Annotated in this window: 27 protein-coding genes and 1 other RNA gene; 16 read left to right on the top strand and 12 right to left on the bottom strand. The window is 65.8% G+C overall.

What is annotated here, in order from left to right; genetic code table 11:
* Positions 1–4: 4 nt before the first annotated feature.
* Positions 5–202 carry a hypothetical protein gene (locus tag K3172_RS05750; protein ID WP_221587800.1) on the top strand — a complete coding sequence of 66 codons (198 nt, stop codon included), beginning with the start codon at positions 5–7 and terminating at the stop codon, positions 200–202.
* On the top strand, positions 199–1428 hold the full coding sequence (locus K3172_RS05745) for a sulfotransferase family protein (RefSeq protein WP_221587798.1): 1230 nt from the start codon (positions 199–201) through the stop codon (positions 1426–1428). Before K3172_RS05750 ends, K3172_RS05745 begins: the two co-directional genes overlap by 4 nt.
* 3 nt (positions 1429–1431) lie before the next feature.
* On the opposite strand, the gene K3172_RS05740 is transcribed toward K3172_RS05745, so the two are convergent.
* The 6 genes from K3172_RS05740 to K3172_RS05715 all read right to left on the bottom strand — a co-directional run bounded on the left by K3172_RS05740 (position 1432) and on the right by K3172_RS05715 (position 5080).
* Entirely contained in the window at positions 1432–1854 is a 423-nt protein-coding gene (locus K3172_RS05740; protein ID WP_221587796.1) for a nuclear transport factor 2 family protein, read from the bottom strand.
* An 83-nt stretch (positions 1855–1937) separates the two neighbouring features.
* Positions 1938–2360 (bottom strand): nucleoside-diphosphate kinase, encoded by a 423-nt coding sequence (gene ndk, locus K3172_RS05735; RefSeq protein WP_221587794.1) that lies wholly within the window; start codon positions 2358–2360, stop codon positions 1938–1940.
* An 83-nt stretch (positions 2361–2443) separates the two neighbouring features.
* Positions 2444–2950: a hypothetical protein gene (locus K3172_RS05730; RefSeq protein ID WP_221587793.1), complete on the bottom strand. Its 507-nt coding sequence runs from the start codon at positions 2948–2950 to the stop codon at positions 2444–2446.
* A gap of 34 nt (positions 2951–2984) precedes the next feature.
* Positions 2985–3434 (bottom strand): DNA polymerase III subunit chi, encoded by a 450-nt coding sequence (locus K3172_RS05725; protein WP_247717932.1) that lies wholly within the window; start codon positions 3432–3434, stop codon positions 2985–2987.
* The gene (locus K3172_RS05720) at positions 3427–3600 is read right to left on the bottom strand and encodes a DUF2256 domain-containing protein (protein ID WP_221587791.1); all 174 of its coding nucleotides are present in this window, start codon (positions 3598–3600) and stop codon (positions 3427–3429) included. Before K3172_RS05720 ends, K3172_RS05725 begins: the two co-directional genes overlap by 8 nt.
* A 22-nt stretch (positions 3601–3622) precedes the next feature.
* Entirely contained in the window at positions 3623–5080 is a 1458-nt protein-coding gene (locus tag K3172_RS05715; RefSeq protein ID WP_221587789.1) for a leucyl aminopeptidase, read from the bottom strand.
* Positions 5081–5180: 100 nt separating this feature from the next.
* Here K3172_RS05715 and K3172_RS05710 point away from each other — a divergent pair, with 100 nt between their 5' ends.
* The 5 genes from K3172_RS05710 to K3172_RS05690 all read left to right on the top strand — a co-directional run bounded on the left by K3172_RS05710 (position 5181) and on the right by K3172_RS05690 (position 11250).
* Positions 5181–7490 carry an LPS-assembly protein LptD gene (locus K3172_RS05710; protein WP_221587787.1) on the top strand — a complete coding sequence of 770 codons (2310 nt, stop codon included), beginning with the start codon at positions 5181–5183 and terminating at the stop codon, positions 7488–7490.
* A 129-nt stretch (positions 7491–7619) separates the two neighbouring features.
* Positions 7620–8951, top strand: coding sequence for a peptidylprolyl isomerase (locus K3172_RS05705; protein WP_345725600.1), 1332 nt, complete (start codon positions 7620–7622; stop codon positions 8949–8951).
* A gap of 5 nt (positions 8952–8956) precedes the next feature.
* Positions 8957–9961 carry a 4-hydroxythreonine-4-phosphate dehydrogenase PdxA gene (pdxA, locus tag K3172_RS05700; protein ID WP_221587783.1) on the top strand — a complete coding sequence of 335 codons (1005 nt, stop codon included), beginning with the start codon at positions 8957–8959 and terminating at the stop codon, positions 9959–9961.
* Entirely contained in the window at positions 9954–10784 is an 831-nt protein-coding gene (rsmA, locus tag K3172_RS05695) for a 16S rRNA (adenine(1518)-N(6)/adenine(1519)-N(6))-dimethyltransferase RsmA (protein ID WP_221587781.1), read from the top strand. The genes pdxA and rsmA overlap by 8 nt, the downstream gene beginning before the upstream one ends.
* Complete coding sequence (locus K3172_RS05690) at positions 10774–11250, top strand: DUF6188 family protein (protein WP_221587779.1); 477 nt, start codon at positions 10774–10776, stop codon at positions 11248–11250. Before rsmA ends, K3172_RS05690 begins: the two co-directional genes overlap by 11 nt.
* Before the next feature lie 202 nt (positions 11251–11452).
* Here K3172_RS05690 and K3172_RS05685 read toward each other — a convergent pair whose 3' ends face one another.
* Entirely contained in the window at positions 11453–13546 is a 2094-nt protein-coding gene (locus K3172_RS05685; RefSeq protein WP_221589049.1) for a malate synthase G, read from the bottom strand.
* 141 nt (positions 13547–13687) lie between these two features.
* On the opposite strand from K3172_RS05685, the gene K3172_RS05680 reads away from it, so the two are divergent.
* The 4 genes from K3172_RS05680 to K3172_RS05665 all read left to right on the top strand — a co-directional run bounded on the left by K3172_RS05680 (position 13688) and on the right by K3172_RS05665 (position 17564).
* Entirely contained in the window at positions 13688–14896 is a 1209-nt protein-coding gene (locus K3172_RS05680; RefSeq protein ID WP_221587777.1) for a hydrolase, read from the top strand.
* The gene (locus K3172_RS05675) at positions 14893–15909 is read left to right on the top strand and encodes an arginine N-succinyltransferase (protein WP_221587775.1); all 1017 of its coding nucleotides are present in this window, start codon (positions 14893–14895) and stop codon (positions 15907–15909) included. Before K3172_RS05680 ends, K3172_RS05675 begins: the two co-directional genes overlap by 4 nt.
* The gene (locus tag K3172_RS05670) at positions 15906–17159 is read left to right on the top strand and encodes an N-succinylarginine dihydrolase (protein ID WP_221587774.1); all 1254 of its coding nucleotides are present in this window, start codon (positions 15906–15908) and stop codon (positions 17157–17159) included. The genes K3172_RS05675 and K3172_RS05670 overlap by 4 nt, the downstream gene beginning before the upstream one ends.
* Before the next feature lie 147 nt (positions 17160–17306).
* Complete coding sequence (locus K3172_RS05665) at positions 17307–17564, top strand: hypothetical protein (RefSeq protein ID WP_221589047.1); 258 nt, start codon at positions 17307–17309, stop codon at positions 17562–17564.
* 54 nt (positions 17565–17618) lie between these two features.
* Here the strand turns inward: K3172_RS05665 and ssrA are convergent.
* Positions 17619–17963: a transfer-messenger RNA gene (gene ssrA, locus K3172_RS05660) on the bottom strand.
* A 31-nt stretch (positions 17964–17994) separates the two neighbouring features.
* Entirely contained in the window at positions 17995–18462 is a 468-nt protein-coding gene (mscL, locus tag K3172_RS05655; RefSeq protein ID WP_221587772.1) for a large conductance mechanosensitive channel protein MscL, read from the bottom strand.
* Positions 18463–18611: 149 nt separating this feature from the next.
* On the opposite strand from mscL, the gene K3172_RS05650 reads away from it, so the two are divergent.
* Genes K3172_RS05650 through K3172_RS05630 form a run of 5 tightly spaced genes read left to right on the top strand, consistent with a single transcriptional unit; the run spans position 18612 to position 22124 of the window.
* A complete protein-coding gene (locus K3172_RS05650; protein ID WP_221587770.1) occupies positions 18612–19235 on the top strand; it encodes a LemA family protein in 624 nt (207 codons plus the stop codon).
* Positions 19236–19257: 22 nt separating this feature from the next.
* Positions 19258–20079 carry a TPM domain-containing protein gene (locus tag K3172_RS05645; RefSeq protein WP_221587768.1) on the top strand — a complete coding sequence of 274 codons (822 nt, stop codon included), beginning with the start codon at positions 19258–19260 and terminating at the stop codon, positions 20077–20079.
* Positions 20079–20756, top strand: coding sequence for a TPM domain-containing protein (locus K3172_RS05640; protein WP_221587766.1), 678 nt, complete (start codon positions 20079–20081; stop codon positions 20754–20756). The genes K3172_RS05645 and K3172_RS05640 overlap by 1 nt, the downstream gene beginning before the upstream one ends.
* A gap of 11 nt (positions 20757–20767) precedes the next feature.
* On the top strand, positions 20768–21340 hold the full coding sequence (locus tag K3172_RS05635) for an NUDIX hydrolase (RefSeq protein ID WP_221587764.1): 573 nt from the start codon (positions 20768–20770) through the stop codon (positions 21338–21340).
* A 1-nt stretch (position 21341) separates the two neighbouring features.
* Positions 21342–22124 (top strand): SDR family oxidoreductase, encoded by a 783-nt coding sequence (locus tag K3172_RS05630; protein WP_221587762.1) that lies wholly within the window; start codon positions 21342–21344, stop codon positions 22122–22124.
* Positions 22125–22234: 110 nt separating this feature from the next.
* Here the strand turns inward: K3172_RS05630 and K3172_RS05625 are convergent, their stop codons facing one another.
* Genes K3172_RS05625 through K3172_RS05615 form a run of 3 tightly spaced genes read right to left on the bottom strand, consistent with a single transcriptional unit; the run spans position 22235 to position 22733 of the window.
* Positions 22235–22456: a PspC domain-containing protein gene (locus tag K3172_RS05625; RefSeq protein WP_221587760.1), complete on the bottom strand. Its 222-nt coding sequence runs from the start codon at positions 22454–22456 to the stop codon at positions 22235–22237.
* Positions 22453–22569, bottom strand: a complete 117-nt coding sequence (locus K3172_RS05620; protein WP_221587758.1) for a recombination protein F — start codon at positions 22567–22569, stop codon at positions 22453–22455. Before K3172_RS05620 ends, K3172_RS05625 begins: the two co-directional genes overlap by 4 nt.
* A gap of 44 nt (positions 22570–22613) precedes the next feature.
* Positions 22614–22733, bottom strand: a complete 120-nt coding sequence (locus tag K3172_RS05615; RefSeq protein WP_221587756.1) for a recombination protein F — start codon at positions 22731–22733, stop codon at positions 22614–22616.
* Positions 22734–22759: the final 26 nt, after the last annotated feature.

The following is a 22759-nucleotide window of genomic DNA, read 5'->3' as shown; positions in this document are numbered from 1 at the left end:
GGGCATGGGTCGCTCTTTCCTGTTCTACGCCGTGGCTGCCATCGGCCTCGTGATCGTAGCAAGCAATGCCGATGACATCGAAGGCCGCCACAGCGAAGCCAGCATGACCGAGACGCTGATCGTCGTCGGCGGCGTGTTGCTGTTCGTACTTGTGGCGCGGCTGGCGATGGCGCGGTTCAATGCCCGGCGCGAGCGCGGATGAACGCACCGCCGCGCCCGCATCCCTTCGCCCGCTCGAAAGCCGCGGAGCTGGCAGGCCGCGCGGTCGAGGCGCTGTGGGACAAGGGGCTGACCGAAAAGCCCCCGCTCGAGCCCGAGTTCCTGTGGCAGGTCGGCGCAAAGGGGTTCACGGCCGAGGACGAGTGCTCGATCCGCAGCGCTGAGGAGGTCGCCGATTTCCGCGACCGGCTCGCCCGCCTGTGCCGCGCATTGAACGAGGAGGCCGACCTCAATCCGCTGGGCCACACGATGGCCTATGGCCAGCTGACGGCCGCGATCCGCAAGCGCCACGCGCTCGGCCGCTTCTGGCGCGACGCGCCCGAACTGGCCGGCGCCGAAATCGCGCCACCGATCATCGTGGTCGGCCAGATGCGTTCGGGCACCACGCGCATCCACCGCCTGCTCGCAGCCGACCCGCGCCATGCGGGCACGCGCTTCTGCAACAGCCACGATCCCGTTCCGCGCACGCCCGACCTGCGCCCGCTCAAGAGCGCTATCGGCCTCGCCATCGGGCGGCGGATCAACCCCTGGCTCGACATGCTCCACCCCTTCGGCGCTACCCGCGTCGACGAGGAGATCGGCTGGCTGTCCGGCTCGCTCGATGCCTGCGCCTTCGAGGCACAGTGGCGGATCCCATCCTTCGTCGCGTTCAACGAGGCAAGCGATGCGCGCGCCGTCTATGCCGAATTCGCCCGCATCCTGCGCACGGACGCCGCGGTGATGGGCGATGCAGCGAAGCCGCGCGTGCTCAAATGCCCGCAGTTCGCGGAGAACCTGCCCGCCCTGATAGAGCGTTTCCCCGAAGCGCGGATGGTCGTGGCGAAGCGCTGCCATGACGAGGTGCTCGAGAGCTCGGTGTCGATGGTCGCCAGCCAGATGGCCTTCCAGTCCGACCATGCCGATCTCGATGCGCTGGTGGGCGAATGGCGCCGCAAGCTTGCGCTGCGCGAGGCGCGTATGGATGCGGCGCTCGCCGGGCATTCCGGTCCGCTGGCAGGGGTGGACTTCGCGGCCTTGGGCGAGGATTGGGAAGCCGAGATCGCGCGGGTCTACTCCGCGATCGGCATTCCGCTTTCGGATGAAGCGCTTGCTGCCATGCGCGGTGAACAGGCACGCGCCGCGAAGGACAAGCACCACGGCCACCGCAGGCAGTTCGACGGATTTCGGAACGAAGGTGGGCGGACCGGAAAGCCGGTCACCGCCGGCTGATCGTCAGCGGCGCTGCTGTTGCAGGGCGTGGAATTTCGTCACGGTCATCTGCGACTGGTTGCGCGTTATCTCGATCCGCGCAATCAGGTCGCCCCGGAAGCAGACCCGCCAGAACGTGGAGCCGGCAAACTCGGGATTGTCGCCTGAAAGCCGCCCCGTCACGAGGACATCGCCGTCATTCTCGATCGCCGATTCCACGACCAGCTGCGCGCCTGCGACCTGGGCGCGATAGGCGCGGTCGGCAGCCACGAAATCTTCGGCACCGGTGATGCTGCGCCCCAGCGCGTCGATCACCTCGATTTCGGACGAAATAAGTTTGCGGACCGCATCATAATCGCCGGTGTTGATGGCAAGGGCGAGGGTTTCGACCGCTTCGATGCGCTGGCGCCGCCCGCGCCACCCGTGAAAGATCGTCCCCAAATGCATGAAGGGCCCACTTAGCACAAAGCGGGCCCTTCACAAGCTCTTCGATTTACAGCGGTTTTTCGCCGCAAGTTTATGTCGTGCGCTTAACCGACGATTTCGTCTTCAGTGAAGAAGAAGTCGATTTCGATCTTCGCATTCTCGTCGCTGTCCGAACCGTGGACGGTGTTCGCTTCGATGCTTTCGGCGAAGGTCTTGCGGATGGTGCCGTCCTCGGCATCGGCCGGGTTGGTCGCGCCCATCACGTCGCGGTTGCGCTTCACTGCGTCTTCGCCCTCGAGCACCTGCACCACGACCGGGCCGCTCATCATGAATTCGACGAGTTCACCGAAGAAGGGGCGTTCCTTGTGGACCGCATAGAAACCTTCGGCCTGTTCCTTGGTCATGTGGATGCGCTTCGAAGCGACGACGCGCAGGCCGGCTTCCTCGAGCATCTTGGTGACCGCACCGGTCAGGTTGCGGCGGGTGGCATCGGGCTTGATGATCGAAAAGGTGCGGGTAACCGCCATGGGAGAATCCTTCGGAGATTGGGGGATTTGGATTGCGCGCGCCCCTAGCGCCGCGCGCCCGCGCGGGCAAGAGGCTTCGCTTGCTAGCCCGGCGCGAGCGCCAGCGTGAGCTGGGCGCGCGTGCCGGCCTGCCCGTTCGCGGCCACCAGCGACAGGGTGTCCCCGCCGGCCGATCGCCCGGTCAGGGTCACCCCTTCGGATCCCTCCAGGTCAACCTCGATCGCAAAGCCTGCCTCCAGCGCCTCCGCGCGGTAGTAAGCGACAATCGCCGCAGGATCTTCGCCACTTTCGAGGTCGACCGTGAGCAGGATCAACCCATCCCGCTCCACCCGCGTGGTGTTGGTGACCCTAGCGCCGGGATAAAGTGTAAAACGGTCGGGCAGGACCGGTGGCACGCCCGGGCCGGACCGCATGGTCGTGACCGCACCGTCCTCGTCCTCGTGGCGGGCGATCGTTTCGCCCGTCTCCCGGTCGATCTCGTAGCTGCCGCGCGGGGTAGCCGGCTCCTCGTCGGGCGGGGCCTGGCCGTCGGCGCAGCCGATCAGGCTGACCATCAGGAGGGCGGCAAGAAATCGGGCACGAGGCATCACTCTTCGACGGGCGAAGCGCCGCGCGGTTCCGCCGCTAGCGCCCCTCGCGCCAGCCGCCCTGTTCGGTCTGCTTGAAAATGCGGTTGTCGAACGCCTCGTCGGCGTCGAACCGGCGCCACAGCTGGACCGCCGCCTCGCGCCCTGCCGGGTCGAACAGCAGCATCACGCGCGCAAAGCCCGATGCTTCCTCGCGCCATTGGCCGTCGGCGATGATCGCCATGCGCGCTTCGTTCGGCGCATCGCAGTTGTCCGAGATCAGGATCGGCTGGCGCGCGGCATGCGGCGCATCGCCCAGGCCATTGGCGAGGAAGGCGCTGCCCCCCTGCTCCCACAGCAGTTTGGAGAGCCGCTCGCGCTGGTCGGCATCGCCCGAGACCACCAGCAGTCGCTCCCCCGCCTGCATCACCTTGCGGGCGAGCTTGACCACCGTCACGTCGACCGGATCGCGGCTCAGCTGGTAGAAATCGACGCGGATTTCAGCCATGCGATCCGGCCTCCGTCCCCGCGGAAGGTTTGTTCCGGCGGCATTTCTCGGAGCAGTACTTCACCTCGTCCCAGTCCTTCGCCCATTTCTTGCGCCAGGCGAATTCCAGTCCGCAGGTGGCGCAGGTCTTGGTGGGCAGGTCCCCCTTGCGGCGCATTTTCGCCATGGCGGGGGACCTCCCTTCCGCCTCAGCCTTCGAGCGTGTCGGCGACGAAGCGGTCGATCAGGCGCACGCCATAGCCGGTCGCGCCCTTGCCCCAGGTCTGGCCGGGCTTGTCCGACCACACCATGCCCGCGATGTCGACATGCGCCCAGGGCGTGCCGTCGGCGATGAAGCGCTGCAGGAACTGCGCGGCGGTGATGGACCCTGCCCCCTTGCCGCCGATGTTCTTCATGTCGGCGATGGGGCTGTCGATCAGCTTGTCGTAGGCGGCGCCCAGCGGCATGCGCCAGTTCTTGTCGCCGGTCGCGATGCCCGCATCGTAGAGTTGCTTCGACAGCTCGTCGTCGTTCGAGAAGACGCCGGCATATTCATTGCCCAGCGAGATGATGATCGCGCCTGTCAGGGTCGCGAAATCGACGATCCGCGCGGGCTGGAATTCTTCCTGGGTCCAGTGCAGCGCGTCGGCCAGGACCAGGCGGCCCTCGGCATCGGTGTTGAGCACTTCGATGGTCTGGCCCGACATGGAAGTGACCACATCGCCCGGACGCTGCGCCTTGCCGTCGGGCATGTTCTCGACCAGGCCCACGACGCCGACGATGTTCGCCTTGGCCTTGCGGCCGACCAGCGCGAGCATGGCCCCGGCCACCGCACCGGCGCCGCCCATGTCCCACTTCATGTCTTCCATGCCCGGCCCCGGCTTGATGCTGATGCCGCCGGTATCGAAGGTGACGCCCTTGCCGACGAAGGCAGTCGGTGCCTCGCTGCCGCCGCCGTTCCAGCGGATCGCCAGCAGGCGCGATTCGCGCTCCGAACCCTGCCCGACCCCGAGGAGCGAGCCCATGCCGAGCTGTTCCATCTGGTATTCGTCGAGCACGGTGAGCTCCGCACCCGTACCCTTGAACCGTTCGCGACAGCGTTCGACGAAGCTTTCGGGATAGATGATGTTCGCGGGCTCGGTCACGAGCTCGCGGGTGAACTCGATCCCGGTCGCGAGATGCGCCATCTGCTCCCACGCCGCTTCGGTCCTGTCGGGCGCGCCGACGACGGTCGTCCGCTCGAGCGTGACCTTCTGCTCGTCCTTGATGCGGGTGCGATAGACGTCGTAGCGCCAGTTGCGCAGGCGCAGGCCGAGGAGGACGCTCGCCGCTTCGTCGGCGCTCAGGCCGCTGCCCGACAGGTCGAGCACGACTTCGGTCTCGCCGCTCGCCTGGTACTTGCCCGCGATCGCCGCGCCGGCCTTTTCGAGATTGATGCTGCGCGCCTCGTCGTTCCTGTCGCCGGCCCCTGCCAGTGCCAGTCGCGAGACATTGCCGTCACGTTCCACGAAGGTTTCGAACAGCTGTCCGGCCGTGCCCTTGAAGCGGGCCGCCCCGGCACCTTCCACGGCCGATTTTTCCAGATTCGCTGGCAGCTTGCCCTTGTCGACGACTTGGGCAAGAAGGCGCGCCGTTTGCGGACGGGACTGGCTGAACTGGATTTTCATGGGTTCTCCCGAAGATATTGCTGCTGGCGGCGACCGGTCGCCCGGAACGCCCCCTAGGATGGCGATTGCGATTAGGCGTGGCCGGTGCGATAGGCAAGGCATGGTACCGCCCGCCGAGACAGCTATCGAAGCCAGCCGGCTGGCGGCACGCACGCTCGCGCTGGCGGCCGGTCTCGCCCTTGCGTCCCCGCTCGCGGCGCAGGACGGAGCCACGGATGCAGACGATCCGCCGTCGCTGCAGGACCCCTTCCCCGAACTCGATCCCCCGCCCCCTGCGACAGGCGCTATGCCTGCCGCCGACGGCACCCGCGCGATCGACTTCGAAGCCGACATCCTCAGCTACGATTCGGACGCGGACGTCGTCACTGCCAGTGGCAATGTAGTGTTGCGCAGCGAAGACCGCTCGCTGCGCGCGGATTCGGTCAGCTGGAGCCGCCGCACCGGCGTGATCCTGGCGGACGGTCGCGTGCGCTTCGTCGACGAGAACGGCAACCAGCTGTTCGCCGAACGGCTCGAACTGACCGACGAGTTCGAAGCAGGCGCAATGGACAACCTCCTGCTCGCACTGCGCCAGGGCGGCCGGCTCGCCGCCAACCGGGGCCTGCGCGAAAGCGACGGCACGATTGCCCTGGAACAGGCGGCCTATTCGGGCTGCGCGGTGGTTACGCCCGAAGGCTGCCCCAAGGAACCCAGCTGGCGCATCACCGCCGACCGCGTCATCTACGATCCCGACGAACGCCGCATCCGCTTCCGCGGCGCCTTCCTCGAACTTTTCGGCGCGCGCATCCTGCCGCTGCCCGGCCTCGCCGTTCGGACGGACGGGGGCGCGGTTTCCGGCGTGCTGGTGCCCGACCTGCGCTTTTCGGAAAGCAACGGGGTCGAGGTGTCGGGGAGCTATTACATCCGGCTCGACGACAACAAGGACCTGACGCTCACCGGCTATGTCTATACCGACGCACCGCCGATGGTGTCGGCCCAGTGGCGCCACCTTACCGACAAGGGCGCCTACCAGATCACCGGATACGCCACGCGCAGCGCCAGGATCTCCGACTTCACCGGTACCGCGCCGGTCGGCGAGAGCGACTGGCGCGGCTATGTGTTCGCCAACGGCAAGTTCCAGTTCTCGCCCGAATGGAGCCTGACCGGGTCGATCCGCCGCGCGAGCGACCGCACCTTCCTGCGCCGCTACGACATCAGCCGCGACGACCGCCTGCGCTCGACGATCAATCTCGAGCGGATCGACGACAGCAGCTATTTCTCGCTCGCCGGCTGGGCGACGCAGACCCTGCGCCTCAACCAGCCGCAGGGCGAAGTGCCGGTCGCGCTGCCCGTGCTCGACTATCGCAAGCGGATTGCGGACCCGATCGCGGGCGGCCAGCTGGAACTGCAGGTCAACACGCTCGCCATCACCCGCGACGTCGGCCAGGATACGCAGCGCGCCTTCGCGCGCGCCCAATGGGACCTGAGCCGCGTCACCGCGATGGGCCAGGTCGTGACGCTGACCGGCCTGCTGCGCGGGGACGTCTACCATTCGGATGAGAACGGCCTCACCGACACCGCGCTCTATCGCGGCAATCCCGGGTGGCAGACACGCGGCGTCGCGCTCGGCGCGGTGGACGTACAGTGGCCCTTCGTCGGCGCGGCCTTCGGCGGTGAGCAGGTGTTCACCCCGCGCGTTCAGCTGGTTGCCACGCCCAGCATCAAGAACCTCGCCATTCCCAACGAGGATGCGCGCGCGATCGATCTGGAGGATTCCAACCTCTTCGCGCTCAACCGCTTCCCGGGCTACGACCGGATCGAGGACGGGGCCCGGGTCACCTATGGCTTCGACTGGCAGCTGCGCATGCCGAACTGGGAGCTGAAGACCACACTCGGCCAGTCCTACCGGCTCGACAATGATGCCGACATCTTCCCCGACGGCACCGGCCTGTCCGAGAAATTCTCCGATTTCGTCGGCCGGACCGAGGTTCGCTACAAGGATTTCGTCAAGCTCACCCACCGCTTCCGGCTGGACAAGGACAATTTCGCCGTCCGCCGCAACGAGATCGACGCGGCCGTCGGCTCCAGCCGTACCTATGTCGAGCTCGGTTACCTGCGCCTCAACCGCGACATCACGCAGGTCGAAGACTTGCAGGACCGCGAGGAATTGCGCGGCGCGGTGCGCGTGGCCTTTGCCAATTACTGGTCTCTGTTCGGCTCGGGCGTCTTCAACCTGACCGACCGCGAGGAGGACCCGACCTTCACCTCCGACGGGTTCGACCCGATCCGCACGCGCCTGGGTGTCGCCTATTCGGACGATTGCCTCGAGATGGGCGTAACCTGGCGGCGCGACTACGTCGACGCTGGCGACGCGCGGCGCGGCGACACCTTCCAGCTCTATTTCAGTTTGCGAAATCTGGGTTTTCGCTGATCCGCAACCGTTGGCAGGTCATGGCAAACGCGCTATCCGGCCCGCAAAATCAGCTTGGGTTAAGCCACGATGAGGCACCGGGCGCATTCTTGTCTGGCACACGACCCGTGCCGCAACTGGGTAACACATGTGAGCGCACACCGCATTTCGACGCTTCTCTCCCTTGCCGCAGCCGCCGGCCTGGCGCTGTCGCCGGTCGCCGCCGCCGCGCAGGCCGCCAATCCGCTCGGCCTGCCGGCCGACGTGAACCTGCTCGGCAATTCGGACCCCAACGTGCGCAAGGCGACGGCCGTGGTGAACGGCTTCGTCATCACCGGCACCGATGTCGACCAGCGCGCCGCGCTGCTGGTCGCCGCCAACCAGCAGCAGCTGAGCGCCGAAGAGCTCGAGCGTGTGAAGATGCAGGTGCTGCGTAACCTGATCGACGAAACGCTGCAGATCCAGGCGGCCGAGGCGCAGGAAGTCACGGTCGAGCAGGCAGAAATCGACCAGAGCTACGCCCGTGTCGCGTCTCAGAACTTCGGCCAGGACATCGCGGCGATGGACCAGTACCTGCGCTCGATCGGCTCCTCGCCGCAGTCGCTCAAGCGACAGATCCACGGCGAACTCGCCTGGGCCCGCCTGCAGCGCCGCAATTTCGCGCCCTTCGTCAATGTGTCGGCGGAAGAGGTGAACGACATCATCGAGCGGCTCAACGCCACGCGCGGGCAGGATGAATACCGTCTCGGCGAGATCTTCCTCTCGGCCACGCCCGAAACCGCGGCGCAGGTGCAGAGCAACGCGCAGCAGATCGTCGACCAGCTGCGCCAGGGCGGCAGCTTCGTTGCCTATGCCCGCCAGTTCTCCGAAGCCTCGACCGCGGCTGTCGGCGGCGACCTTGGCTGGATCGCGCTCGGCCAGCTCAAGAACCCGCAGCTCGAGACGGTGGTGCGCGAAATGACCGCCGGCCAGCTCGTCGGCCCGCTGCAGATCCCGGGCGGTTTCTGGATCGGCCTGCTGATCGACAAGCGCCAGGTGCTGATGGCCGACCCGCGCGATGCGGTGCTGTCGCTCAAGCAGATCCAGTTCGACTTCACCGGCATTCCGGAAGCGCAGCGCAATGCGCGGCTCGAGGCCTTCCTCGGCGGCGTCCAGCAGCTGCGCGGCTGCGGCGATGCGGAAGCGGGCGCGACGGCGCTGGGCGCAACGGTCGTCACCAACGACCAGATCGCCGCGCGCGCGCTGCCCGAACAGCTCCAGCCAATCGTGCTCAACCTGCAGCTCGGCCAGGTCACCCCGCCCTTCGGCTCGTTCGAGGAAGGCGTGCGCGTGCTAATGCTGTGCGGCCGCGACGATCCGCAGGCCGCCGCCGGCCCGGACTTCGAGACAATCATGGGCCAGCTCGAGGAAGAGCGCATCACGCGCCGTGCGCAGCGTTACCTGCGCGACCTGCGTAACGACGCCTTTATCGAATACAACTGACACCGATGACCGCTCCCCTCGCCGTATCGATTGGCGATCCGGCGGGGATCGGGCCCGAGATCATCGCGGAAAGCTGGGCGCGACGCCGGGACCACGGCCTCGCGCCCTTTTTCGTGGTCGGCGGGGCCGGGGTGCTCGGAGCGGCTGCCCATTCGCGCGGGATTTCGGTGCCGGTCGAGCGGATCGCCGATCCCGCGCATGCGCTCAACGTGTTCGAACGGGCCCTGCCCGTGCTGGGGATCGAGGATGTCGCCTACTCCCCCGGATCGCCGGATGATCGCGGCGCGGCGCTGGCGCTGCAATCGCTCGCCGAGGCGACACGGTTTGCGTTGCTCGAGACAGCCTCGGCAGTCGTCACCGCGCCCATCGCCAAGGCCCAGCTGGCGCAGGTCGGCTTCGAATATCCCGGCCAGACCGAATTCCTCGCCGACGTCTGCGGGCTGGAGCGCGAGGACGCGGTGATGATGCTCGCGGGGCCTTCGCTGCGCGCCGTCCCGCTGACGGTGCATTGCGCACTGGCCGAAGTGCCCTCGCGGCTCTCGCAAGACCTGATCGAGCATCGCGCGCGGATCGTCGCCCGCGCCCTCTCCCGCGACTTCGGCATCGCCGCGCCGCGCCTCGCCGTGTGCGGTCTCAACCCGCATGCGGGCGAAGGCGGCCGTTTCGGGGACGAGGAAGCGCGGATCATCGCGCCCGCTATCGAGACCCTGCGCGCCGAGGGACTCGACGTCACCGGCCCGCACCCCGCCGATGCGCTGTTCACCCCGCGCGCGCGCCAGACCTACGACGCGGCGCTGGCGATGTATCACGACCAGGCGCTCGTGCCGCTGAAGGCGCTCGATTTCGACGAGGGCGTCAACGTCACGCTGGGCTTGCCCCTCGTGCGCACCAGCCCCGACCACGGCACCGCCTTCGATATCGCGGCCAAGTGCGTGGCCGATCCCGGCGCGATGATCGCCGCGCTGAAGATGGCGGGCGCAATGGCCGCGCGGCGGGCCAGCCATGGCTGACCTCCCGCCCCTGCGCGAAGTCATCGCGCGCCACGGGCTCAGCGCGTCCAAAGCGCTGGGCCAGAACTTCCTGTTCGACGAGCAGCTGCTCGACCGGATTGCCGCCATCCCCGGCGATCTTTTCGGCAAGCAGGTGCTCGAAGTCGGCCCCGGCCCCGGCGGCCTGACCCGCGCACTGCTGCGTGCCGGAGCGCGCGTCACCGCGATCGAGATGGACACGCGCTGCCTCCCCGCGCTCGCCGAACTGGGCGAGGCCTTTCCCGGCCAGCTCACCGTCGTGCAGGGCGATGCGCTCAGGATCGACCATGCCGAGCTGATGGGCGGCGAGCCTTTCGCCGTGCTCTCCAACCTGCCGTACAATGTCGGCACCGCGCTGTTCGTGCGCTGGCTGAGCGGAGAGGCGTGGCCGCCGTTGTGGACCAGCCTGACGCTGATGTTCCAGCAGGAGGTCGCGCAGCGGATTGTCGCACAGGTCGGCGGCTCGGCCTACGGGCGGCTCGCGGTCCTCGCCCAGTGGCGCGCGAGCGCGAAGCTGGCGATGAAGGTCCACCGCAGCGCCTTCACCCCGCCGCCCAAGGTGATGAGCGCCATCGTCCATGTCGAACCCGCCGCCATGCCCGAGGGCGTCAGCGCCCGCCTGCTCGAACGCCTCACCGAAGCCGCCTTCGGCCAGCGCCGCAAGATGCTCCGCCAGAGCCTGAAAGGCGTCCCCGGCGCAGTCGAGGCGCTGGAAGGCCTCGGCATCGACCCGCAGAGGCGCGCGGAAACGGTTACGGTGGAGGAGTTTGTGCAGCTGGCGCGGGTGCTGGGGGATGGCAGGTAACGACCCGATTGCGGACATTAGAAAATCGTGGGAAAGTCGAGATATGCAATCACCATCTGTCGCTCTGTCTGCTGCGCTTCGAGGGCGAGAGGTCCGCGTCTTCCGGCGTGAAGCGGACTGGGGCTTCGACTTTGGCGAGCGACTACATATCGCAGCGTCAGTTCCGTGGCGCATTGTCACCGGGGATGGCATCGCGCACGGTGATGAGGATGACGGTCAGCAGTTCGGCCTGCCTCAACGCATTGACGGTGAGGCTCGTGTAAACACTTTGTTGAGCGGCCAAAGGGTTAGCAAGGTCGAAGTTGACGGGGAGACCGCGGACTTGCGAGTGGTCTTTGATGGTGGCGCTCGCCTCGATTTCTTCAACAACTCGTCTGGTTACGAGGGCTGGCAGGCTTCGGTGCCAGTGGGCGAAGAGGTGCTGACTGTCGTTGCGCTTGGCGGCGGCGAACTGACCGCAGTCTAAAGTCCGCTCCCCACCCAATTGCTGTCCTCCCTGCTCAGGGAAGAAACATTTTCCTACAGCCATCGATCTCGCTACCCTCCAACCAGTTCTTTGACCTCGTCGATCCTCGCACGAAAAAGCCCCGCCGGTGAGCGGGGCTTTCGCATTTTTGCGGCTACCCATCGGTCCGAAAATCCATGGGGGGCCGGATGTACTTGACCAACTAACTTGCCTTTTTGACCTGGCGCCAGTGGTGCAGCAGCGGTTCGGTATAGCCGCTCGGCTGCTCCATACCCTTGAAGATCAGGTCCTTCGCCGCGCTGAAGGCCGGGCCGTCCTCATTGGCGAGCAGCGGTTCGTAGAACGGGTCGCCCGCGTTCTGTTCGTCCACCTTGGCGGCCATGCGGCGCAAGGACTCCATCACCTGCTCTTCCGAGATCACGCCATGCAGCAGCCAGTTGGCGATGTGCTGCGAACTGATGCGCAGCGTCGCGCGGTCCTCCATCAGGCCGACATCGTTGATGTCGGGTACCTTGGAACAGCCGACACCCTGGTCGATCCAGCGGACCACATAGCCGAGCAGGCCCTGGCAATTGTTGTCCAGCTCCTCGCGGATTTCCTCGTCCGACCAGTTCACGCCGTCCGCCAGCGGGATGGTGAGCAGCGCGTCCAGCCCCGGCACCTCGCCCAGCCCCTTCTGGACCGCGAACACATCCTCGCGGTGATAGTGGATCGCGTGCAGCGTCGCCGCGGTCGGGCTCGGCACCCATGCGGTGTTGGCCCCGGCGCGCAGGTGGCCGATCTTCTCGATCATCATCTGGCCCATGAGGTCGGGCGCGGCCCACATCCCCTTGCCGATCTGCGCGCGGCCCGAGAGACCATGGCGCAGGCCGATCCCGACGTTGCGCGCCTCGTAAGCCTTGAGCCAGGCGGAGCTTTTCATCGCGCCCTTGCGCAGCATCGGACCGGCGCGCATCGAGGTGTGAATCTCGTCCCCCGTGCGGTCGAGGAAGCCGGTGTTGATGAAGACGATCCGGTCCTTCACCGCATGGATGCAGGCACCAAGATTGGCGCTGGTGCGGCGTTCTTCGTCCATCACGCCGACCTTGATCGTGTGGCGCGGCAGGCCGAGCAGATCCTCCACCGCGTCGAACAGATCGTTGGTGAAGGCGCATTCCTCCGGACCGTGCATCTTGGGCTTCACGATGTAGATCGAACCGCAGCGCGAATTGCCGAACTTGCCGAGGCCCTCGACGTCATGAGCCCCGATGGCGCTGGTAACGACGGCGTCCATGATGCCCTCGGGGATTTCTTTGCCGTCCCAGCGCATCGCCGGGTTGGTCATCAGGTGCCCGACATTGCGCACGAACATCAGGCTGCGGCCGGGCAATGCATGCTCGGTGCCCTCGCCGTCCTTGTAGGTTTTGTCGGCCGAGAGGCTGCGGGTCAGCGTCTTGCCGCCCTTCTCGAAGCTTTCCTCCAGATCGCCGCGCATGATGCCGAGCCAGTTGCGATAGGCGACCAGCTTGTCTTCCGCATCGACCGCCGCGACCGAATCCTCGCAATCGGCGATCGTGGTGAGCGCAGCTTCGAGCACGATGTCCGAAATGCCTGCCTTGTCGGTCTTGCCGACCGGATGCTCGCGGTCGAACTGGACTTCGATATGCAGGCCGTTGCTGCGGAATAGCAGGCCCTTGTCGGTGTGCCCGACCCACTGGCTCTCATCCCGCAGCTTGCCGTCGTGTTCGTCGGCAAGATCGGCCCAGCTCTGGTCCACCAGCGGCAGCGTCTCGTCCAGGAACCTGCGTCCCGCCGCGATCACCGCCGCGCCGCGCGCCTCGTCATAGCCACCCGGCCGCGCGGGCGGCGCGTCGAGCGCATCGGTGCCGTAGAAGGCATCGTAGAGACTCCCCCAGCGCGCATTCGCCGCATTGAGCAGGAAGCGCGCATTGAGGATCGGCACCACCAGCTGCGGCCCGGCCATCGTCGCGATCTCGGGATCGACATTCTCGGTGCCGATAGTGAACTCGCCCGGTTCGGGAACGAGGTAGTCGATCTCGCGCAGGAAGGCCTGGTATTCGCCCTGATCGATGGCTTTCCCGGCCCGTCCCATGTGCCAGGCGTCGATCTTGGCCTGCAAATCCTCGCGCTTCGCCAGCAGCGCGGCGTTGCGCGGCGCGAACTCGCCGAGCAGAGTCGCGAAGCCCTGCCAGAACGCTTCGCCATCGCGTCCCAGCGGCGCGAGAACCTCGCCCTCGATGAACGAAGCCAGCTGCGGATCGACCTCGATCCCGGCGCGCGTCACATATTCGGTCATGGAACTCCTCATTGGGTATGCAAGTGGCAATGTCGGACCCGGGGAGGAGGACTTCTCCATAACAAGCGTCCACCACTTTGCAACCTGCGCACACTTCGCAGGGGTGGACTTGGCCTGCACGAACGGTAGAGACCGTTGCCGATGAAACCGGATAGCCTACCGCAAGCCCTTCTCGATGCCGTGGATGCGGACACCATGCTGCGCGAGGTACGGGACTGGGCGGCGATCAACACCGGCACAGGCAATCTCGAGGGACTCGCCAACATGGCCGGCATTCTCGCCGATGCCTTCTCGCACCTGCCGGGCGAGGTCGAGCTGGTCGAGCCCGCACCCGTCACTGCGATCTCCGCGGAGGGCCGCGAATTCGAGAAGCCGCACGGCCGCCACATGGTGCTGCGCGTCCGCCCCGAAGCCGAACGGCGCTTCATCCTGACCGGTCACATGGACACGGTGTTTCCGGCCGACCATCCGTTTCAGGCCGTAGGATGGCTCGACGACGAGACCATCAACGGCCCCGGTACAGCCGACATGAAGGGCGGGCTCGACGTGATCCTCCATGCGCTCACGCTCTTCGAGACGACCGAGGGTGCCAGGCGGGTCGGCTACGACGTGATGATCAACTCGGACGAGGAAACGGGCAGCCTCGCCAGCCGTGGCCTGATCGAGGAGCTGGCGCGCGGTAAATATGCCGCTCTGACCTACGAACCCAGCGCCCTGCCCGACGGCACGCTGGCCCATGCCCGCGGCGGCACGGGCAATTATTCGATTACCATTACCGGCAAGTCCGCCCATGCCGGCCGCAATCCGCAAGACGGGCGCAACGCCATCGTGGCGGCATCGGACCTCGTGCTCCGCATCGCCGCGCTCGCGGCCGAGGACATCACCGTCAATCCCGCCAAGATCGAGGGCGGGAGCGCGAATAACGTCGTTCCCGACCTCGCCATCCTGCGTTTCAACATCCGCCCCAAATCCACCGACGCGATGACCCGTTTCGACGGCGAACTCGACGCTGTCCTGCGCCAGATTTCGGACAAGCACGAGGTCGGGGTGCACCGCCATGGCGGCGTGACCCGGCCGCCCAAGCCGGTCGATGCCAAGGCGCAAGCGCTGTTCGATCTGGTCAAGGCGTGCGGTGCGGAGCTTGGCCAAACGATCGGCTGGAAATCGACCGGCGGCGTGTGCGACGGCAACAATATCGCCGCCACCGGCGTGCCCGTGGTCGATACCATGGGTGTGCGCGGCGGGGCGATCCATTCGCCGGACGAATTCCTGATTGTCCCCTCGTTGCGGGAACGCGCGGCCCTTTCCGCGCTGGTCCTCACCAAGCTATCTACCGGAGACCACCTGTGACCTTTCGCCTGCGCGCCGCGCATCCCGACGATCTCGAGCATCTCTACGAGATGGCGAAGCTGACCGGTGGCGGCTTCACCAACCTGCCGCCCGACCGGGCAGCGCTGACGAAGAAGCTCGAACGGGCGGAAGCGGCCTTTGCCCGCACCGAGGACACGCTGGCGGACGAAGTGTTCACTCTCGTGCTCGAAAATACCGAGACCGGCCAGGTGCGCGGCACGTGCCAGATCTTCACGCAAGTCGGCCAGCAATGGCCGTTCTATTCCTACCGGCTCAACACGCTGACGCAGCACAGCCAGGAACTCGACCGCACTGTGCGCGCGGAATTGCTCAGCTTGGTGACCGACCTCGAAGGGTCGTCCGAGGTCGGCGGCCTGTTCCTCCATCCGGGCGAACGCGCCGGCGGCCTCGGGATGCTGCTCGCCCGCAGCCGCTATCTCTTCATCGCCATGCACCGCAAGCGTTTCGCCGACCGAATCCTCGCCGAACTGCGCGGCGTGATCGACGACCGTGGCGGCTCGCCCTTCTGGGACGGCGTTGCAGGCCGCTTCTTCGGCATGACCTTCCAGGAAGCCGACTATTTCAATGCCATCAACGGCAACCAGTTCATCGCCGACCTGATGCCGAAGCACCCGGTCTATGTCGCCATGCTCAATGGCGAGGCGCGCAAGGTCATCGGTGTGCCCCACCCGACCGGCCGCGCAGCGATGCGCATGCTGGAAAAGGAAGGCTTCGCGGCGGAAGGCTATGTCGACATCTTCGACGGCGGACCGACCATGACCGCGCGCACCGACCAGGTGAAAAGCATCCGTGAGGCCGAGCAGGCGAACGTTGTCGCGACCGATTGCAAAGATGGCGAACGGGCGCTGGTCGCCACCGGCCATCTCGACAGTTTCCGCAGCGCCTACGGCTTGCGCAAGACGGTCGAAGGCGGCGGGGTCGCGATCGACGCAGCCTGCGCCCGCGCGCTGGGCGTCGAACCGGGCGATACCGTATGGAGCGTGGCACGATGAGCGGGCTGGTCGAGATCAATTTCGACGGCATCGTCGGTCCGTCGCACAATTACGCGGGCCTCAGCCTCGGGAATATCGCCAGTGCGAGCCACAAGGGCGACACCTCCTATCCGCGCGCAGCGGCCTTGCAGGGGCTCGCGAAGATGCGGTCCAACATGGCGCTCGGCCTTGCGCAGGGTTTCCTCCTGCCGCTGCCTCGCCCCAATGGCGATCTTATCCGTGGCCTGGCCCTAGACGAGACTGCGCCGCGCCAGCTCCTCGCCGCCGCATGGTCGGCCTCGAGCATGTGGACGGCCAATGCCGCGACCGTAAGCCCCGCACCCGATACAGCGGACGGGCGCTGTCACCTGACCCCGGCCAACCTCGTCACCATGCCGCACCGGGCACAAGAATGGCAGGACACGCAGGCTCAGCTTGCCATTGCCTTTGGTGATGAACAGCATTTCACCATACACGACGCCGTTCTCCCGGCTTTCGGAGATGAAGGCGCTGCCAACCACATGCGCTTTTGCGAAAATCACGATTCCGCCGGTGTCGAGGTCTTCGTCTGGGGCCGGCAGGGCGGGAGGTTCCCGGCGCGCCAGCACGAGCAGGCCAGCCGGGCCATCGCGCGGCTTCACGGCCTCGACCCGGCCAAATGCGTGTTCATCGAGCAGAACCCGGAAGCTATCGAGGCCGGTGCTTTCCACAATGACGTCGTCTCCGTGGCGAACGAGCGCGTGCTCTTCACTCACGAACGTGCCTTTGCCGACCAGCAGGGCGCGTACGCGGCTATCCGCGAGGCCTTCCCCGCGCTGGAAGTGGTTGAAGTGCCGGAGAGCGCAGTGACCCTTGAAGAGGCCATCCGCACCTACCTCTTCAACGCCCAGTTGCTCACCCTGCCGAGCGGCGAAATGGCGCTGGTCGTGCCGAGCGAATGCCAGGAAAGCGCGAGCGTCTGGGCTTATTGCGAAAGCATGCTCGCCGGCAACGGCCCCATCCGCAAGGTCATCCCCGTCGATGTGAAGCAGTCGATGGCGAATGGCGGCGGCCCCGCCTGCCTGCGCCTGCGCGTGGTAGCCGACCCCGCGACAGTCGATGGCCGCTTCCTGCTCGACGAAATGCGCGCGGAGCGGATCGAATCGGTCGTCGCTCAGATGTGGCCCGAACAGATCGATCCCATGGATATCGGGAGCGAGACACTCGCGAAGGCGGTCATCGAGGCGCGCGAGGCGCTACTTTCTGTCCTGTCGTTGGACGAGCTTGCGTAAGCCATGCTATTTGCTGGTTAACGCGCTGGACACATCTTGTCGGCGCGCCTTACACTCGGCTCCGCATTAACCACTTGAGTCCGCAGGCAACCGTCGATGGCACGGTGTTTGCAGTTCAAAAGGTTAAGGATGGAGACCGATAAGAGCGTGCTCAAGAAGGTGAAACGGCTGTTCGTGATCAAGACGCGCTTCGAAGCGTATCTGATCATCTTCGCCCTCGCCCTGGGTGCGATGACCCGCGGCGCGCACTACACGCTCGAGTATCCCGGAGTCGGCGGCTACCTCCTCTTCGCCGCCACGACCGGTGCCGTCTTCCTGGGCGGCGCGAAGATCCTCGACGCAATTCGGTATGAGCAGGAAGCGCGCAAACGCGAGGCTGCGTCGGATCAGACCCCGAAGACTTAGGTCGCAATTGTGCTGAAGGTGGGGGTTTCTGTTGCTAGCTACCCCCGGAGCCCCGGAATCCGCTTCTGTTGCCCGGTGGGTCCAACCGCGCTTTAGCTTTGTAAATTCAGGGCGTTAGCCCGTCACATTACGCAGCGAGAGCGAGTGCTTCGTTATCGTTGGCACTTGTGTGTTGTGAACAGTTTTACGGGGTACTCAGCCCGGGCGAAAACACCGTCTTTCAGCACACGTCGATCCTGGTTCGGCCCCGTCAAAAACCGCGCATTTCCCACGGGTTATGGTGGAGCCGCCGGGTACTGCCCCCGGGTCCGTTGTACCTATTGCACGGCGCACTTTATCGCCATAGCCAGCCGAAGCCGACAGGCCCCATATAGCGATCGCTCGCTTAATGTGAAGTGTACCCCTCTCCCGCCGGAAGAGGGGTGCTCGCTCAGCCCATCGGGCCTTTTTCCGGCGCGTAGTCCGGACGCGCGGCGCGCAGCTCGTCGCGGATTTCCTTGAGCAGGTCGATCTCGCTCGGGCCAGCCGGCGCCTCTTCCTTCTTTTCCTCGAACTCGGCCATCACCTTCTTGGCGTAGCGGACCAGCAGGAAGATGATGAAGGACAGGATCAGGAAATTGACAATGGCCGTCAAGAACGCGCCGTAGCCGATCATCGCAGCCCCCGCTTCCTTCAGCGCGGCATAGTCGGTGAGCGAACCTTCGTAGCCCTCCGGCGTGCTCAACAGCACGAAATAGTTGGAGAAATCGGCTCCCCCGAAGATCGCGCCGACCACTGGCATGATCAAATCGTCCGTCAGCGAGGAGACGATCGTCCCGAAGGCGCCCGCAATGATGACCGCAACGGCCAGGTCGATCACATTGCCCTTGGCGATGAACTCCTTGAAATCTTTCAGCACGCGAAACCCCTTTTTTACCACTGGACCCCGCAGGATACCTGCCACGACAGAATCTTTGCGACAAGTGGGCGTTAATCTTGAACGCTTGCGCAGCCGTGCTATCTTCGTAAGACAGTAGTTGTAAAATCCCCCCAGACGAGGACCCTGCCATGACCCGCCTTGCCGCCTTTCGCACATCGATCGTCGCCGCAGCTGCGCTTGCACTGTCGGCCTGCGGCATCAACTCCGTCCCGGCGGCGGAAGAGAACGCCAAGGCCAAGTGGGCCGATGTCGAAGCGGCGTTCCAGGAACGTGCCAACCTCGTCCCCAATCTCGAACAGATCGTGATGAGTTCGGCAGAGCAAGAGCGCGCCACGCTCGAAAGCGTCATCCAGGCGCGCGCTTCGGCAACCCGTCCCGAAATCCAGCTCTCCGGCGACGACCTCGGCGATGCGGACAAGATGGCGCAGTACCAGCAGGCGCAGAACACCTTCGGCGGCGCGCTGTCGCGCCTCATGGCCAATGTCGAAGCCTATCCCGAGCTGCGGAGCCAGGAAAACTTCGGCCGCTTCATGACCCAGATCGAAGGGCAGGAGAACCGCATCCGCGTCGCCATTCGCGACTACAACGAGGCGGTGCGCGAGTATAACACCACCATCCGCACCTTCCCCGACACGATCGGCGCGAACATCATCCACGGCGCGGAGCCGATGGTGCCCTATGAAGCGGTCAGCGAAGGCGCCGAAGTGGCGCCCGAACTGAACATGCGCGCGGACACCCCGGACGCGAACTGATCGCGGCGCGGGAGCCGCTGCGATGAACCGTCTCATTCTTCTGCTGGTGGCGATCGCCGCGGCGATCGGCGCTGCGCTTCCCGCCGCTGCGCAGACGTTCCCGGAGCGCGGCACCGCGCCCGTCGTCGATGCGGCGAATATCATCGACGCGCAGACCGAGGCGCGGCTGACGGAAAAGCTCGACGCGTTCGAGGAAACCAACCAGCGGCAGTTCGTGATCGTTACCCTCGACAGCCTCGAGGGCTACGACATTGCAGACTACGGTTATCAGCTCGGTCGCACGTGGGGGATCGGCGATGCCGAACGCAACGACGGCATCCTGCTCATCGTTGCGCCTAACGAGAAGAAGATGCGGATCGAGGTCGGCTACGGGCTCGAGGGCGTGATACCCGACGGACTCGCCTTCGAATATGTCGAGGGCATGAAGGACTATTTCCGCGCGGGCGACTTCCCTGGCGGGATCGAATGGGCGGCCGACGAGATCATCACCCAGCTGACGCTCCCTCCCGAAGAAGCGGCGCAGGTCGCAAGGCAGGCCACCGAGCGGCGGGAGAGCGATGGCGGTGCCCCGATCGGCGGGCTCATCTGGTTCGCGTTTGTGTTCTTCTTCTTCATCCTTCCCCTGCTGCGACGCGGCAGGCGCAGGCACTATCGCAGCGGCATCGGCGGCGCAGTGGGCGACATCATCCTGTGGGAGGCCGGCAAGGCGATCGCACGCGGCATGACCGATTCCGACGATTGGGGCGGCGGCGGCTGGGGCGGCGGAGGCGGCTTCGGCGGGGGCGGTGGCTTCTCCGGGGGCGGTGGCAGTTTCGGGGGCGGCGGCGCCTCGGGGGGGTGGTAATGGCGCGATATATCGACGAGGCGCAGAACAGGACTGTCTCTGCAGCAGTGGCCGAGGCGGAGGCACTCACCTCCGGCGAGATCGTGACCGTGCTGGCCGACCGGTCGGACGGCTATTCGGACGTCGTGCTGGTCTATGCGGCGGCCATCGGCTTCACCGCGATGAGTATCTTTGCCGCCTTTCCCAAGCCCCTGCTCGATGCTTGGGACGAACTGTCGGGCGGCTGGCTGACCGAATGGACCACCGGCGAGACCGCCAGCATGACCATTGCGCTGGGGCTGATCGCCTTCGCGGCGAGCTGGGCCCTGCTTTCATGGGACGCGCTGCGCTTTGCGCTTACTCCCTCGCCGATCAAGCAGGCGCGCGTGCGCGACGCAGCGGTCAAGCATTTCAAGGTCGGCGCCGAGCGCCGGACGCATGGCCGCACCGGCGTGCTGCTCTACCTCTCGATGCGCGAACACCGCGCCGAAATCGTCGCCGACGAGCCCATCGCGGCAATCGTCCCCGCGGAGGTCTGGGGCGAGGCGATGGCCGACATGCTGGTAGAGATCCGCAAGGGCCACCTCGCGGAAGGGCTGGCAGCCGGGGTGCGCGATGTCGGCAAGGTCCTCGCCGAGCATTTCCCGCGCGGCGAGCATGACGAGAATGAGTTGCCGGACCGGTTGATCGAAGTCTAAGCCCGCGGGCGATGACCGACGCTATCGAGACCCCGGGCCGCGACCCGGATGCCGACCTCCCCGAAGAGACAATGTGGCAGGGCCGGTTCGTCACCGCCAGGCGGCGTGGTCGCTGGGAATATGCCAGTCGCTCGCGCGGGATCAGGGCGGCGGCGATCGTCGCGATCGACGATGACGATCACGTCATCCTCGTCTCGCAATACCGCGTGCCGCTCGGGCGAATCTGTCTCGAGATTCCCGCCGGCCTGATCGGCGACGATGACGACAAGACGGGCGAAAGCGACGAACGCGCGGCAAGCCGCGAGCTCGAGGAGGAAACCGGCTATCGGGCCGCGCGCATGGAGAACCTCGGCGAATTCTATTCCTCGCCCGGGATGGTCAGCGAAAGCTTCTCGCTGATGCGCGCGCATGGCCTCACGAAGGTCAGCGAGGGCGGCGGGACGGAGAGCGAGGACATCGTCGTCCACCGCGTGCCGCGCGGCGAACTGCCGGAATTCGTTGCCCGCTGGCGCGCGATGGGTCACGGTGTCGATGTACGGATCGCCATGCTGATGGCATCCGGTGGATTTCTGACGGGAGAGTGAGATGACAGGTCGGTGTGCAGGCAAACTGGCGCTCGTGACGGGTGCGGCGCAGGGTCTCGGGCGGGCGCATGCCCGGCGTCTTGCGGAAGAAGGCGCCCGCGTTCTGTGCACCGATATCAACGGCGAAGGCGCCCAAGCGACCGCTGCGGAAATCGTCGAAGAACTGGGTGCAGGCCATGCCTACGGCATCGCGCATGACGTGACCAATCCCGAGGACTGGGAGCGCGCGGTCGAAACGGCCGATGCCGAACTCGGCGGGCTCAACGTGCTGGTCAACAATGCCGGGATCGGCGTCGGCGGCAATATCGAGACCTGCGATTTCGACGACTGGAAGCGCTGCTTTTCGGTCAATGTCGATTCGATCTTTCACGGCTGCCAGAAGGCGCTGCCGCTGATGCGCCAGCATGCGCCGGGATCGATCGTCAACATCTCGAGCATCGCCGGCCTGATCGCCAGCGACACGATGCCGGCCTACAATGCCTCGAAGGCGGCGGTGTGGATGCTGTCGAAATCGATCGCGCTCCACTGCGCGAAGAACAATATGCAGATCCGCTGCAATTCGGTGCACCCCACCTTCGTGGACACGCCGATTCTCGACGGGACCGCGCGCAATCACAACCTCGACAAGGGCGTGCTAATGGAGAAGCTGGCGCGGCAGATCCCGCTCAAGTTCGTGGGCGAACCGAACGACATCGCCAATGCCGTGGTCTATCTGGCGAGCGACGAGAGCCGCTTCATGACCGGTGCCGAACTCAAGCTGGACGGCGGTATTTCGGCCATGTGATTTTTGCCTGCGGGCCGAATCAAGAGAGGGGCCAGATGGCCCCTCCCGGTTTTCTCGATTTGTGGGCACGGCCGACACGAAAACCGGGTCGGTCGGTGGTTTGGCCGTGCTCAGTCCGCGATCAGCGCGATCGCGAGGTAGATCAGGATGAAGCTGCCGAAACCGAGCAGCGCTCCTGCGACGAAGCCCAGGCGGACCCAGGTGGCGTCGATGCCGAGGTAACTGGCGATGCCGGAGCAGACACCCATCAGCTTGCCGTTGCTGCGGTCGAGCGCGAAGCTCTTGGCGGGGCGGACGGCGTGGTCGTTTTCGCGGAATTTGAGGTCGTTCATGCGATCAGTCCATTGGGCGAAGCGGGGATGATGGCCGTGGCGAAAAAGATCGCCGAGAGGGCCAGCGAAAAAGCAGCTGCGGCGAGCTTGCTGGAGTTTTCCGAGTTGAACATGGTTCCTTTCCTTTGCGTGTATGAATTCGGGTTGGTGCCGTGGCTCAGGCGATGAAGACCGAGGGGCTGGCGGGGACGATCGCGGCGGCCATGCACACTGCCGAGACGGCGACGGCGAAGACGGCGGCGAGGACGCGGTTGCTGGCATAATCGAAAGCGGACATCTGAATTTCTCCTTGAACCTTGGTTT

Source organism: Qipengyuania proteolytica (assembly GCF_019711565.1).
Taxonomy (GTDB): Bacteria; Pseudomonadota; Alphaproteobacteria; order Sphingomonadales; family Sphingomonadaceae; genus Qipengyuania; species Qipengyuania proteolytica.
The sequence above is the reverse complement of the archived record's forward strand: the minus strand, read 5'-3'. Positions and strand labels throughout refer to the sequence as shown.

What these genes read in the sequence shown, in the direction of transcription:
- K3172_RS05750 (WP_221587800.1), top strand. Translation starts at nt 5, where the DNA reads ATGGGTCGCTCTTTCCTGTTCTACGCCGTGGCTGCCATCGGCCTCGTG.
- K3172_RS05670 (WP_221587774.1), top strand. Translation starts at nt 15,906, where the DNA reads ATGAGCGGGCTGGTCGAGATCAATTTCGACGGCATCGTCGGTCCGTCG.
- K3172_RS05720 (WP_221587791.1), bottom strand. Translation starts at nt 3,600, where the DNA reads ATGGCGAAAATGCGCCGCAAGGGGGACCTGCCCACCAAGACCTGCGCC.
- K3172_RS05715 (WP_221587789.1), bottom strand. Translation starts at nt 5,080, where the DNA reads ATGAAAATCCAGTTCAGCCAGTCCCGTCCGCAAACGGCGCGCCTTCTT.
- K3172_RS05740 (WP_221587796.1), bottom strand. Translation starts at nt 1,854, where the DNA reads ATGCATTTGGGGACGATCTTTCACGGGTGGCGCGGGCGGCGCCAGCGC.
- K3172_RS05725 (WP_247717932.1), bottom strand. Translation starts at nt 3,434, where the DNA reads ATGGCTGAAATCCGCGTCGATTTCTACCAGCTGAGCCGCGATCCGGTC.
- K3172_RS05745 (WP_221587798.1), top strand. Translation starts at nt 199, where the DNA reads ATGAACGCACCGCCGCGCCCGCATCCCTTCGCCCGCTCGAAAGCCGCG.
- rsmA (WP_221587781.1), top strand. Translation starts at nt 9,954, where the DNA reads ATGGCTGACCTCCCGCCCCTGCGCGAAGTCATCGCGCGCCACGGGCTC.
- pdxA (WP_221587783.1), top strand. Translation starts at nt 8,957, where the DNA reads ATGACCGCTCCCCTCGCCGTATCGATTGGCGATCCGGCGGGGATCGGG.
- K3172_RS05645 (WP_221587768.1), top strand. Translation starts at nt 19,258, where the DNA reads ATGAACCGTCTCATTCTTCTGCTGGTGGCGATCGCCGCGGCGATCGGC.
- ndk (WP_221587794.1), bottom strand. Translation starts at nt 2,360, where the DNA reads ATGGCGGTTACCCGCACCTTTTCGATCATCAAGCCCGATGCCACCCGC.
- K3172_RS05710 (WP_221587787.1), top strand. Translation starts at nt 5,181, where the DNA reads ATGGTACCGCCCGCCGAGACAGCTATCGAAGCCAGCCGGCTGGCGGCA.
- K3172_RS05615 (WP_221587756.1), bottom strand. Translation starts at nt 22,733, where the DNA reads ATGTCCGCTTTCGATTATGCCAGCAACCGCGTCCTCGCCGCCGTCTTC.
- K3172_RS05680 (WP_221587777.1), top strand. Translation starts at nt 13,688, where the DNA reads ATGAAACCGGATAGCCTACCGCAAGCCCTTCTCGATGCCGTGGATGCG.
- K3172_RS05635 (WP_221587764.1), top strand. Translation starts at nt 20,768, where the DNA reads ATGACCGACGCTATCGAGACCCCGGGCCGCGACCCGGATGCCGACCTC.
- K3172_RS05630 (WP_221587762.1), top strand. Translation starts at nt 21,342, where the DNA reads ATGACAGGTCGGTGTGCAGGCAAACTGGCGCTCGTGACGGGTGCGGCG.
- K3172_RS05690 (WP_221587779.1), top strand. Translation starts at nt 10,774, where the DNA reads ATGGCAGGTAACGACCCGATTGCGGACATTAGAAAATCGTGGGAAAGT.
- K3172_RS05620 (WP_221587758.1), bottom strand. Translation starts at nt 22,569, where the DNA reads ATGTTCAACTCGGAAAACTCCAGCAAGCTCGCCGCAGCTGCTTTTTCG.
- K3172_RS05625 (WP_221587760.1), bottom strand. Translation starts at nt 22,456, where the DNA reads ATGAACGACCTCAAATTCCGCGAAAACGACCACGCCGTCCGCCCCGCC.
- K3172_RS05640 (WP_221587766.1), top strand. Translation starts at nt 20,079, where the DNA reads ATGGCGCGATATATCGACGAGGCGCAGAACAGGACTGTCTCTGCAGCA.
- K3172_RS05685 (WP_221589049.1), bottom strand. Translation starts at nt 13,546, where the DNA reads ATGACCGAATATGTGACGCGCGCCGGGATCGAGGTCGATCCGCAGCTG.
- K3172_RS05650 (WP_221587770.1), top strand. Translation starts at nt 18,612, where the DNA reads ATGACCCGCCTTGCCGCCTTTCGCACATCGATCGTCGCCGCAGCTGCG.